Source organism: Azospirillum sp. INR13 (genome assembly GCF_015390205.1).
Classification (GTDB): Bacteria; Pseudomonadota; Alphaproteobacteria; order Azospirillales; family Azospirillaceae; genus Azospirillum.
Genome location: NZ_VUOI01000042.1, coordinates 1 through 11,868, shown reverse-complemented (window position 1 = coordinate 11,868; position 11,868 = coordinate 1). Strand labels below are relative to the sequence as shown.

12 protein-coding genes and 1 pseudogene are annotated in these 11,868 nt (G+C 68.8%); all 13 read left to right on the top strand.

What is annotated here, in order from left to right; genetic code table 11:
• Positions 1-9: 9 nt before the first annotated feature.
• Positions 10-1,365: a sensor histidine kinase gene (locus F1643_RS19880; RefSeq protein WP_194914992.1), complete on the top strand. Its 1,356-nt coding sequence runs from the start codon at positions 10-12 to the stop codon at positions 1,363-1,365.
• Between the two features lie 11 nt (positions 1,366-1,376).
• Positions 1,377-2,387, top strand: a complete 1,011-nt coding sequence (locus F1643_RS19875; protein ID WP_255543091.1) for a HupU protein — start codon at positions 1,377-1,379, stop codon at positions 2,385-2,387.
• A gap of 34 nt (positions 2,388-2,421) precedes the next feature.
• Positions 2,422-3,930 carry a nickel-dependent hydrogenase large subunit gene (locus F1643_RS19870; protein WP_370540724.1) on the top strand — a complete coding sequence of 503 codons (1,509 nt, stop codon included), beginning with the start codon at positions 2,422-2,424 and terminating at the stop codon, positions 3,928-3,930.
• Between the two features lie 395 nt (positions 3,931-4,325).
• Positions 4,326-4,976, top strand: coding sequence for a HyaD/HybD family hydrogenase maturation endopeptidase (locus F1643_RS19865; RefSeq protein ID WP_194914990.1), 651 nt, complete (start codon positions 4,326-4,328; stop codon positions 4,974-4,976).
• Positions 4,977-4,992: 16 nt separating this feature from the next.
• Positions 4,993-5,292 (top strand): HypC/HybG/HupF family hydrogenase formation chaperone, encoded by a 300-nt coding sequence (locus F1643_RS19860; protein ID WP_255543090.1) that lies wholly within the window; start codon positions 4,993-4,995, stop codon positions 5,290-5,292.
• A gap of 15 nt (positions 5,293-5,307) precedes the next feature.
• A complete protein-coding gene (locus tag F1643_RS19855) occupies positions 5,308-5,751 on the top strand; it encodes a hydrogenase (protein ID WP_194914989.1) in 444 nt (147 codons plus the stop codon).
• A 168-nt stretch (positions 5,752-5,919) separates the two neighbouring features.
• Positions 5,920-6,618 carry a hydrogenase expression/formation protein gene (locus tag F1643_RS19850; protein WP_370540723.1) on the top strand — a complete coding sequence of 233 codons (699 nt, stop codon included), beginning with the start codon at positions 5,920-5,922 and terminating at the stop codon, positions 6,616-6,618.
• Entirely contained in the window at positions 6,615-7,448 is an 834-nt protein-coding gene (hybE, locus tag F1643_RS19845; protein ID WP_194914988.1) for a [NiFe]-hydrogenase assembly chaperone HybE, read from the top strand. The genes F1643_RS19850 and hybE overlap by 4 nt, the downstream gene beginning before the upstream one ends.
• Positions 7,441-7,782 (top strand): hydrogenase maturation nickel metallochaperone HypA, encoded by a 342-nt coding sequence (hypA, locus tag F1643_RS19840; protein WP_194914987.1) that lies wholly within the window; start codon positions 7,441-7,443, stop codon positions 7,780-7,782. The genes hybE and hypA overlap by 8 nt, the downstream gene beginning before the upstream one ends.
• Before the next feature lie 30 nt (positions 7,783-7,812).
• Positions 7,813-9,300 (top strand): sigma-54 dependent transcriptional regulator, encoded by a 1,488-nt coding sequence (locus F1643_RS19835; protein ID WP_194914986.1) that lies wholly within the window; start codon positions 7,813-7,815, stop codon positions 9,298-9,300.
• A 200-nt stretch (positions 9,301-9,500) separates the two neighbouring features.
• The gene (locus tag F1643_RS19830; RefSeq protein ID WP_194914984.1) at positions 9,501-10,049 is read left to right on the top strand and encodes a HupE/UreJ family protein; all 549 of its coding nucleotides are present in this window, start codon (positions 9,501-9,503) and stop codon (positions 10,047-10,049) included.
• Positions 10,050-10,242: 193 nt separating this feature from the next.
• Positions 10,243-11,317, top strand: a pseudogene (locus tag F1643_RS19825) (hydrogenase small subunit).
• A 2-nt stretch (positions 11,318-11,319) separates the two neighbouring features.
• A partial coding sequence (locus F1643_RS19820) for a nickel-dependent hydrogenase large subunit (RefSeq protein ID WP_194914983.1) occupies positions 11,320-11,868 on the top strand: 549 nt, incomplete at its 3' end.

The following is an 11,868-nucleotide window of genomic DNA, read 5'->3' as shown; positions in this document are numbered from 1 at the left end:
CTGAGCCCCATGACCGCCCCCCTGTCGCAACCCTTTTCCATCCCCGGCATGCTGCCCGATGCCGACGCCGAGAGCGCCTGGATCGAGGTGATCCGGAAGATGGACGAGACTTACGCCAATCTGGTGTCGCAGCAGGTGGAGCTGGAGCGCAAGAATGCCGAGCTGGAGGAGGCGCAGGCCTTCATCGCCAGCGTCCTCGGCTCGATGACCGACGTGCTCATCGCCTGCGACCGCGACGGCCGGATCGAGCAGACCAATCCGGCCGCCGAGCGGGCGCTCGGCTGCACCGGGCGGGAGTTGACCGGCCGGCTGCTGCGCGACTTCCTCGACTCCGGCTCCCACCCCGCCTTCGCCCGGCTGTGCAGCGCCGCCCTTCAGCGGGAGGGAGGCAGCGATGTGGAGCTGTCCCTGCGTGGGCCGACCGGTCCCTTCCCGGTCGCCGTCAACAGCACGGTGCGCTACGACCAGCGCGGCCACGCCATCGGGCTGGTGCTGGTCGGCCGGCCCATCGGGGAACTGCGCCGCGCCTACCGCGACCTCGCATCCGCCCATGAAGGGCTGAAGCAGACCCAGCAGCAGCTGGTCCATTCGGAAAAGATGGCCTCGCTCGGCCGGCTGGTCGCCGGGGTGGCGCATGAGCTGAACAACCCGATCTCGTTCGTCTACGGCAACGCCCATGCCATGCGCCGCTATGTCGACCGGATGACCGCCTATCTCGACCGCGTGCATGAGGGCGCCGGCGCTGCCGAACTGGCGGCCCAGCGCAAGGAGCTGCGCATCGACCGCGCCCGCGCCGACGCGGCGGCGACGCTGGACGGCATGCTGGAGGGAACGGAGCGGGTGCGCGACATCGTGGCGGAGCTTCGCCGCTTCTCGTCGGAACAGAAGCACGCCTCGGAACGCTTCGATCTGACGGCCCTTCTCCGGTCCGCCGTGACCTGGGTGGCGAAGGCGCAGATGCCGGATCTGACCGTCGTCTTCGACCTGCCGGAGACGCTGGAGATCGCCGGTCATCCCGGTCACCTGCATCAGGTCGCCATGAATCTCGTCCAGAACGCCATCGATGCCATGGCCGGTTCTACGCTCAAGCGGCTGGAGCTGCATGGCAGGGAGGAGGCCGGGGAGGTCGTCGTCACCATCCGCGACACCGGCCACGGCATCCCCGACGCCATCCTGGGCCGGGTCTTCGATCCCTTCTTCACCACCAAGCCGGTCGGCAAGGGCACCGGGCTCGGCCTGTCGATCAGCTACCAGCTGGTGCGCGACCATGGCGGCGCTCTGGCCGCGGCCAACCATCCCGATGGCGGGGCGCTGTTCACCCTGACCCTGCCGGCGGCCGGGCGCAAGGACGGGGCCGCAAGATGAACGGACAGGCGATGAGAGAACGTCCGCTGTCGGTGCTGTGGCTGCAATCGGGCGGCTGCGGCGGCTGCACCATGTCGCTGCTCTGTGCCGAATCCCCGGATCTGATGACGCTGTTCGAGACGGCCGGCATCCGCCTGCTCTGGCATCCCAGTCTTTCCGAGGAATCCGGAGCGGAGGCGCTGGATCTGTTCGAGCGCATCCTGTCCGGGGCGGAGCCGCTGGACGTGCTGTGCGTGGAGGGATCGCTGCTGCGCGGGCCGAACGGCACCGGGCGCTTCCATGTGTTGGCGGGGACCGGGCGCCCCACCATCGACTGGGCGCGCGATCTGGCCGCCGTCGCCGGCACCGTGGTGGCCGTAGGAACCTGTGCTGCCTATGGCGGCATCACTGCGGGCGGTGAGAACATCGCCGATGCCTGTGGCCTGCAATATGAGGGGACGCAACGCGGCGGGGCGCTGGGCGGGGAGTTCCGCGCGCGCGGCGGCCTGCCGGTGGTGAATGTCGCCGGTTGCCCGACCCATCCCAACTGGGTGACCGAGACGCTGATGCTGCTGGCCGAGGAGGCCTTGCGGTCTGAGGACCTGGACGTCTACCAGCGCCCGCGCTTCTACGCCGACCATCTGGTCCACCATGGCTGCCCGCGCAACGAGTATTACGAATACAAGGCGAGCGCGGAGAAGCCGTCGGACCTCGGCTGCCTGATGGAGCATCTCGGCTGCCTGGGCACCCAGGCCCATGCCGACTGCAACACCCGCCTGTGGAACGGAGAGGGGTCCTGCACCCGCGGCGGCTCCGCCTGCATCAACTGCACGGCACCGGGGTTCGAGGAGCCGGGGCATCCGTTCCAGCAGACCCCGAAATTCGCCGGCATCCCCATCGGCCTGCCGACCGACATGCCGAAGGCATGGTTCGTGGCGCTGGCCTCCCTCGCCAAAGCGGCGACGCCGGAACGGGTGCGCCGCAACGCCGCCGCCGACCGCATCGTCGTGCCGCCCACCATCCGCCCTACCCGGAAAGGCTGAACCGGTGAGCGAAGAGCCGAAACGACGCCTGATCGTGGGTCCTTTCAATCGGGTAGAGGGCGATCTTGAGGTAAAGCTTGAAATCGACGGCGGACGTGTTTCCGCCGCCTATGTGAATTCCCCCCTGTTCCGCGGGTTCGAGCGGATATTGGAGGGGCGCGACCCGATGGATGCACTGGTGGTGGCGCCGCGCATCTGCGGCATCTGCTCCGTCTCGCAGAGCCACGCGGCGGCGCTGGCGCTGGCCGGAGCGATGAAGGTGGAGGCGCCGCACAACGGCGTTCTGGCGACCAACCTGATGACGGCGACGGAGAATGCCGCCGATCACCTGACCCATTTCCACCTGTTCTTCATGCCCGACTTCGCCCGGCCCGCCTACGAAGGCCGTCCGTGGTTCGAGCGGGCGGAGGCTCGCTTCAAGGCGGCGCAGGGCAGTGCCGGGCGCGGCGCCACCGCGGCGCGGGCGGAGCTGTTCCACGTGCTGGGCATTCTGGGCGGCAAGTGGCCGCACACGCTGACGCTCCAGCCCGGCGGCGTGACCCGTGCAGCGGATGCGCGCGACCGGGTGCGGCTGCTCGCCACCGTAGGCGCCTTCCGCCGCTTCCTGGAGGACAGCCTGTTCGGCGCTCCGCTGGACCGCGTTCTGGAGCTTGCGGCGCCGGAGGATCTGGAACGCTGGCGCCTTTCGGGTCCGGCCGGCGATTTCCGCCTGTTCCTGGAGATCGCTGAGGATCTGGACCTTGCCCATCTCGGCCGTGCCTATGGCCGGTTTCTCAGCCATGGCGCCTATCCGCAGGCCGATGGCGGGCATCTCTACCGCCGCGGCATCTTTGCAGACGGTCGGGACGCCGACTTCGACCCCGATCAGGTGGCCGAGCATCACCGTTTCAGCCGCATGGCCGGGCAGGACCGCCCCCACCCGCCCTTCGCCGGCTCGACCGTGCCCGATGGGGCGGACCAGGAGGGATACAGCTGGTGCAAGGCGCCGCGGCTCGCCGGGCTTCCCTATGAGACCGGGGCGATTGCGCGGCAACTGGTGGACGGCCACCCGCTGATCCGGGCGCTGGTGGCGCAGGATGGTGGATCGGTGCGCAGCCGGGTGGTCGCCCGTCTGCTGGAACTGGCCCGCACGACTCGCTCCATGGAAGGCTGGCTGCGCGCCATCGAGCCCAACGGCCCCTGGTGCGCGACGGCGGAGATGCCGGACAACGCCCAGGCGGTAGGCCTGACCGAAGCCGCCCGCGGCGCGCTCGGACACTGGCTGTGTGTGGAGCGCGGGCGCATCGCCGGTTATCAGATCATCGCGCCCACGACCTGGAACTTCTCCCCCCGCGACCTTGACGGGGTGCCCGGACCGCTGGAGCAGGCTCTGGTCGGCGCGCCGGTGCAGGGGGGGAGCGCACACCTTTGTCGGTGCAGCACATCGTCCGGTCCTTCGACCCATGCATGGTCTGCACGGTGCACTGAAAGAAAACCGCTTTTATCAGGCAGTTATCTGAAGAAGCTGAAGTGCCGCCGCATGGCGGCGGTCACGAGGCGATGAACGCCGCGTAGGACATGACGCCGACGAAGACCATGAGAGAAACCATGCGTGCCATTTGACCCTCCACCGGACGGGGATGCCCGCCCTGATGGACAAGATCTAATTCCGCGAGGTGCCGGGATAAACGCCCGGATCCTGGTTTCACCGTTCGGCTGGGGCGAACAATCGCACGGCACACTCTGCGGCAAGCGCGCAGCCAGACCGGCAAGTAAGTTGCCACTTTCCATGCATGCTGTAATGTTGATGTCCACAATCGCTGCCCTGACGAGCGATGGGTGGGGAAATATGCCGTCCGATCAAGGGGCTGACCTTATGGTCGGTCCTGGCATGGAACTTGTACGAACAAGCCTCGGCGGCAGAACGCCGCGGAACGGGACAGACGCCGGGGCATGGGAATGGACGGAACAGGGCACGGTGACGGACGCGGGGCGGCGCGAATCCTGGTATTGGGCATCGGCAACATTCTGTGGGCCGACGAGGGCTTCGGTGTCCGCACCGTGGAGCGTCTCGCCGCCGATTGGCGGTTTCCCGACACCGTCACGCTGATGGATGGTGGAACCCAGGGGCTGTATCTGCTGCCGCATCTGGAAAATGCCGACGCGCTGATCGTGGTCGACGCCATCGACTATGGCCTGCCGCCGGGCACCCGCCGCGTCTTCCATGGCGACGAGGTGCCGGCTTTCCTGGGCGCCAAGAAGATGAGCCTGCACCAGACCGGGTTTCAGGAGGTGCTGGCCAGCGCCATGTTCCTCGGCCGCTGCCCGGAAAAGCTGATCCTGGTCGGGGTCCAGCCGGAATGCCTGGAGGATTACGGCGGCGGCCTGACCGATACCGTCGCCGCTCAGGTCGCCCCCACAATCGACGTCATTCTGCAATTGCTGCGCGGCGAATTCGGCGTGGAGGGCGTACGCCGGGACGCTGCCGCCGACATTGCCGCCCCGGCCATCGCCCGCGATGCCTATGAGGGCGGCCGGCCCAGCGCCGAGGATGCCTGCCGCATCGGCGATCCCCGGATTCTGGCGGCGCTGTCCGCCACGGCATCCTGACGGGAGCGTGGCCAGCATGTGCATCGGCATTCCCCTGCGCTTGACCTCCGTCGACGGGATCGTAGGCCGGGCGGAGGACGGATCCGCCATCGACCTGTCGCTGGTCCCGGAGGCCGGTTCCGGCGACTGGGTGCTCGGCTTCCTGGGCGCCGCCCGCCGGCTGCTGGAGCCCGAGGAGGCGGCGCAGATCCTCGATGCGCTGGCGGCGATGGCCGCGGCGCTGGACGGGGAAACTATGGACAGCGCCTTCGCCGACCTGACCGGCCGCGAACCGACCCTTCCCCCCACCTGGAGGCGGCCCGAGCGGCCGGCCTGACGGAGGCCTGACGCCATGACCGACCTTGCACCCCCGCTCGTCAAACCGCGCCTGCCCTTGCCGCCGCTGGTCGATCTGCTGACCGACGTCCATGGCTATCGGCGGCTCGACCATGCCGACGACCGCCCCTGGCTGGAAGAGCCGGAGAAAAGCCGGCCGGCCAAGGATTGGGTGATCTTCCTGCCCGGCCACGGCAAAGGCAATGCGGAGACCGCCGACGTGGCCGTCATCCTGCCGGAACTGGTCCGCGCGCTGCACCCGCGCCTGACCCCGGCTGTCGCGGGCGAGGCGGCGGAGCGCGCGATCCTGGCGCTGACCGGCATGATGAGCCTGCCGGCCCTGGTCTTCCTGCGCGGCGACCGGCTGCTGGGCGCCATTCCGCGCGTGCGCGACTGGGACGATTACCTGCAGCGGATCGGCGAGATTCTGGAAGGCGCTTCGGAAGGCGGTGCGGCATGAACTCCCTGTTCGGCATGACCCACCCGCCGGTCGGCTTCGGCCCCGGCAGCCAGCCCGACGCGACCGAGGAAGGGCTGGAATATCTGCCGATGCCGTCGGGCATGCGCGTCTACGAACCGCATGTGCCGGAGGTCGCCGACCCTGCCCGCGCCGCGGCGGGCGCGCGCGGTGCTGGTCCGCATTCATCAGGCTCTGGCCGGCTGGTCGGCGGGCGAGGAGATCCGCATTCCGGTCGACGATCTCGACGCCCCGGTTCTGGCCCTGGTGGACGAGGCGCTGGGCGAAGGCGAGGTGGCGGTGAAGGTCGACCGCGCCGGCGACCGGCTGGAGATTCAGGAGGCGTCGCTGGCCGGCGTCTGGCGCGTGCGTGGCTTCGGTGACGGGGCCGTGCGCGAAAGCCTGCTGATCGGCGCCTTCCCGCGGGTGGCGCTGAACCGCGCCTTCACTGCCGTTGCACCGGTTGTGACCGGGCCGGCGCCGGCCGGACTGATGAACGGCCAGCCGATCCTGACCGAACTGCTGGACCGCAGCGTCGCCTGGCGCCGCGGCGACGGCCCCCACGCGGTGAATTTCAGCCTGCTGCCCCACACGCCCGAGGATCTGGCCTTCATCGAACAGCGGCTGGGCGTCGGCGCCACCACCATCCTGTCGCGGGGCTACGGCAACTGCCGCGTCACCGCCACCGCGACGCCGAACGTCTGGTGGGTGCGTTATTACAACTCCGTCGATACGCTGATCCTCGACACGGTGGAGATCGTCGACGTGCCGGCGGTGGTTTGCGCCGCGGCGGAGGACATCGCCGACAGCGCCGAACGGCTGTCCGAGATCCTCGACGCGCTGGCGGCCGATCTGGAGCGGGTGCGATGAGCGCCGCCGCCTCCCGCTTCGAAGGGTCCTACCTCGGCGACGCCACGCGCATCGGTGCGGCGACGCGGATGGAATGCAAGATCTGCTGGCATGTCTACGATCCGGCGGAGGGCTGCGAGCATTGGCAGGTGCCGCCCGGCACGGCCTTCGCCGCCCTGCCCGACCATTGGCGCTGCCCGGTCTGCGACGGCGCCCGCGACCAGTTCATGGCGCTGGACGGCGAAACCGCAGCGGTGGAGATGGTTGCCACCCCGCTGCCGTATGCCCCTGCCCCGCCCGCCCAGCCGGTGGAGACCATCGCCCGGCTGGAAGCGGCCTTCCGCGAGATCCACACCGCGCAGATGCGCGGCCTGCCCATCGTCAACGACGCGCTGGCGGTGAAGGCGGTCGGCTTCCGCCGCCATGACGAGCGCTGGCTGGGTGCGCTGGTGACCCCCTGGTTCCTGAACCTCGTCCTGCTGCCGGGCGAGGGGGACGACTGGTCGACACTGATCCCCGGCGCCAAGGAATTGATCGAGTTCCCGTCCGGCTGGTACGAGTTCGTCCACGCCAACCGCAAGGGCGTGGGGGCCTACAAGGCATGCTCGCTGTTCTCGCCGATGTTCGAGTTCGCCTCCATGCTCCAAGCGACGGAAACGGCCTTGGCGGCTCTGGTCTCCCTCTTCGATCCCTCCATCCGCGAAGATGGCGCCCAGACCTCCGAGATCCGGCGCCGGCGCGAGGAGGAACTGGCGCCGCCGCCCGATCCCGTACCGGTCCAGGCCGATCCGGTGCGCCCGTCCCGCCGGGCGCTGCTCGGCATGGGTTCGGGAGAGGCCGCCGATGCATGAGATGGCGCTCTGCGAAAGCCTGCTCCAGGCGATGGAGGAGGCCGGGCGGGCGAACGGCTTCAGCCGCGTGACCAAAATCCGGCTGGAGATCGGCCGCTTTGCCGGGGTGGAGGTGGAGGCGCTGCGCTTCGGCTTCGACGTGGTGACGCGCGGCTCGCTGGCCGAAGGGGCGGAACTGGTGGTGCTGGACGTGCCGGGCCGCGGCTGGTGCTTCGACTGCAGCGACACGGTGGATCTGGACGACCGGCTGTCGCCCTGCCCACACTGCGGCGGCAGCCGGCTGCATCCCAACGGCGGCACCGAAATGACGATCAAGGATCTCGAGGTCGAGTGAGGCCGGTTGAATGAGGAAGGATCCCGCGCGATGACCGCCCCCGCCCGCCCCGGCATCCTGGTGGTGGATGACGAGCCGCGCTCCGTCGAGGTCATCGCCCGCCTGCTGGACGAGGAGTTCGAGGTCTTCACCGCCCTGTCGGCGGAAGAGGCCTTGCGCCTGCTGGAAACCGAATGGATCCAGGTGGTCTTCTCCGACCAGCGGATGCCGGAGGTCAGCGGTGTCGCGTTCCTGACCCAGGTGCGCGAACGCTGGCCGGAGGTGGTGCGGATCGTCATCACCGGCTACATCGACCCCGAGGACATCATCGGCGCCATCAACACCGCCGGAATCCATCAGTTCATCACCAAGCCCTGGCACCCCGACCATTTGCTGCTGACCGCCCGCAACGCGGCGAAGATGTACCAGCTGCAGCGCGAGCATGACCGGCTGACCAACGAGCTGAAGCTGCTGCCGCCGGTCGCGGAGACCCGGGTGGCCTCGAGGCGCGAGCGGGTGCGGCAGTCCTACCGCTTCGACGGGCTGGTCAGGGCCGAAGGCAGCCCGGTGGAGGAGGTCTGCCGGCAGGCGGAACGGGTGGCCGGCTTCAACGTGCCGGTGCTGGTGCTGGGGGAGACGGGCACCGGCAAGGAGTTGCTGGCCCGCGCCATCCATTACGGCAGTCCGCGGTCCGACCAGCCCTTCTACTGCGAGAATTGCGGCGCCATCCCGGACGAGCTGCTGGAAAGCGAACTGTTCGGCCACAAGAAGGGCGCCTTCACCGGCGCGCACAGCAACCGCCTCGGCCTGCTGGAACAGGCGGACGGCGGCACGATCTTCCTGGACGAGATCGGCGACATCAGCCCGGCCTTCCAGGTCCGGCTTCTACGCTTCCTGCAGGAGGGCGAGATCCGGCCGGTCGGCTCCAACGAGACGCGGCGGGTCGATGTCCGCGTCGTCGCCGCCACCCACCGCGACCTGACCGCCGAGGTGAAGGCCGGCCGCTTCCGCGAGGACCTCTATTACCGGCTCAGCACGATGACGCTGACCATGCCGCCCCTGCGCGACCGGCCGGACGACATCCCGGTGCTGGCCCGCCACATCCTGGACCGGCTGTCGGCCGCCCATGGCAAGCCGGTTGCCGGTTTCGCCCCCGACACGCTGGCCTGCCTGGAGGCCTATGGCTGGCCCGGCAATGTGCGCGAGTTGCAGAACGAGATCATGCGCATGCTGGTGCTGTGCGAGGGCGACACGCTGGGGGCGGAGCTGCTGTCCGACCAGGTGCTGCGCGGCGCCGCGCTGAACGCCCGCCCCGCCTCGCCGGAGGACGGGCCGCTGCCGCCGCTCGACCTGATCGGCCAGGGCGGACCGCTGAAGTCGCGGATCGAGCGGGTGGAGGCCGGCATCCTGATGGAAACGCTGGTCCGCTGCCGCTGGAACAAGAGCAAGGCCGCCGACGAGCTGGGCCTGTCCCGCATGGGCCTGCGCGCCAAGCTGGAACGCTACGGCATCGAGCGCGGGCCGGCGCAGAGGCATTGAGCACCTTAAAACACCATCTCCCGCCCGCGACCCCCTCTCCCCTCCGGGGAGAGGGTTAGGGTGAGGGGGACGCAAAGCGAGGATCCCCAAGAAAATCCGGCATGTGCATCCCCCTCACCCCGACCCTCTCCCCAGGGGGGAGAGGGAGAATTGGGCGGGAGAAACCACCAAACCACAAGAACCCCGAGGAGCCGTTCGATATGTCGAAAACCACCCGTCTTGCCGTCATCGCGGCCGCCGCCGCGCTCGCCGCCACCCCGGCGCTGGCCCATCCCGGCCATCTCGCCGGGGCCGGCTTCCTCGACGGCATCGGGCATCCGCTGGGCGGGCTCGACCACCTGATCGCCATGGTCACGGTCGGCGTCTATGGTGCCACCATCGGCGGGCGCGCCGTGCTGGCGGTGCCGGGGGCCTTCATGGCGGCGATGCTGGCCGGAGGGTTGTTCGCGCTGACCGGCGGCGAACTGCCGCTGGTCGAGCCGGCCATCTACGCCTCCACTGTCGTGCTGGCTCTGCTGTGCGTCATGCCGATGTCGCGCAACGGCATTGTCGGCGCCCTGTTCGCCGCCTTTTTCGGCCTGTTCCACGGCTTCGCCCATGGGGCGGAGATGCCGGCCGACGCCGCGGCGCTGGGCTATGCCGCCGGCTTCCTGACCAGCACCGCCGGATTGCATGCGGCCGGCGCCGCTCTTGGTCTGACCCTTCACCGGCTGATCGGCCGGCCGGAGGAGGACAGCCAGTCCGCCTGACGACCACCGGCAACTCCCCTGCCACCCCGGCCGTCGTTTCGGCCGGGGACTTGCCAGAGGGGAGCGGCCGTCCGGACGTCAAACCGTTGCTTTGCCAAATGTTCGTATTACGGCACGGTTGTTGCCTATGCCCCGCGGAGAAGCGCACCGGTCCCTCGCACGCCGGTGCCGCCCCAGGGGAGAAAACAAACCGATGGCAACGCTGGAAACCTTCTACGAGGTGATGCGGCGGCAGGGGATCACACGCCGTTCGTTCCTGAAATACTGCTCGCTGACCGCCGCGGCCCTCGGGTTGGGGCCGGAACTGGTTCCGCAGATCGTCCACGCCATGGAAACCAAGCCGCGCACGCCTGTGCTGTGGCTGCATGGGCTGGAATGCACCTGCTGCTCGGAATCCTTCATCCGCTCCGCGCACCCGCTGGTCAAGGACGTGGTGCTGTCGATGATCTCGCTGGACTACGACGACACGCTGATGGCGTCGGCCGGCCATCAGGCCGAGGCGATCCTCGACGAGGTGATGGAGAAGTACAAGGGCAACTACATCCTTGCGGTGGAAGGCAATCCGCCGCTGAACCAGGACGGCATGTCCTGCATCGTCGGCGGCAAGCCCTTCACCGACCAGCTGCGCAAGGTCGCCAAGGATGCCAAGGCGATCATTTCCTGGGGCTCCTGCGCCTCCTTCGGCTGCGTCCAGGCGGCGCGCCCGAACCCGACCCGCGCCACCCCCGGTGCATGAAGTCATCACCGACAAGCCGATCATCAAGGTCCCCGGCTGTCCGCCGATCGCCGAGGTGATGACCGGCGTCATCACCTACATGCTGACCTTCGACCGCATTCCGGAACTGGACCGGCAGGGCCGGCCGAAGATGTTCTACAGCCAGCGCATCCACGACAAATGTTATCGCCGGCCGCATTTCGACGCCGGCCAGTTCGTGGAGTCCTTCGACGACGAGGGCGCGCGCAAGGGCTATTGCCTCTACAAGGTCGGCTGCAAGGGCCCGACCACCTACAACGCCTGCTCCACCGTCCGCTGGAACGAGGGAACCAGCTTCCCGATCCAGTCCGGCCACGGCTGCATCGGCTGTTCGGAGGACGGCTTCTGGGACAAGGGCTCCTGGTACGCCCGCCAGTCCGACATCCTCCAGTTCGGAATCGAAGCCAACGCCGACGAGATCGGCACCACCGCCGCCATCGGCGTCGGCAGCATCATCGCCGCCCACGCGGCGGTCAGCGCCCTGAAGCGCGCGCAGCACAAGGGAGACGTCTGACCATGGGCATCGTCCAGACCCCGAACGGGTTCTCGCTCGACAACGGCGGCAAGCGCATCGTCGTCGATCCGGTCACCCGCATCGAAGGCCACATGCGCTGCGAGGTGAACGTCGACAGCGACAACGTCATCCGCAACGCGGTGTCGACCGGCACGATGTGGCGCGGGCTCGAAGTGATCCTGAAGGGCCGCGACCCGCGCGACGCCTGGGCCTTCGTCGAGCGCATCTGCGGCGTCTGCACCGGCTGCCACGCGCTGACCTCGGTCCGTGCGGTGGAGGATGCGCTGCAGATCCGCATCCCGAAGAACGCCCACCTGATCCGCGAGATCATGGCGAAGACGCTGCAGGTCCATGACCACATCGTCCATTTCTATCACCTGCACGCGCTGGACTGGGTCAACCCGGTCAACGCGCTGAAGGCCGATCCGCAGGCAACCTCGGCTCTCCAGCAGGCGGTGGCGCCGCGCCATGCCAAGTCCAGCCCCGGCTATTTCCGCGACGTCCAGACCCGCCTGAAGAAGTTCGTGGAGAGCGGACAGCTCGGCATCTTC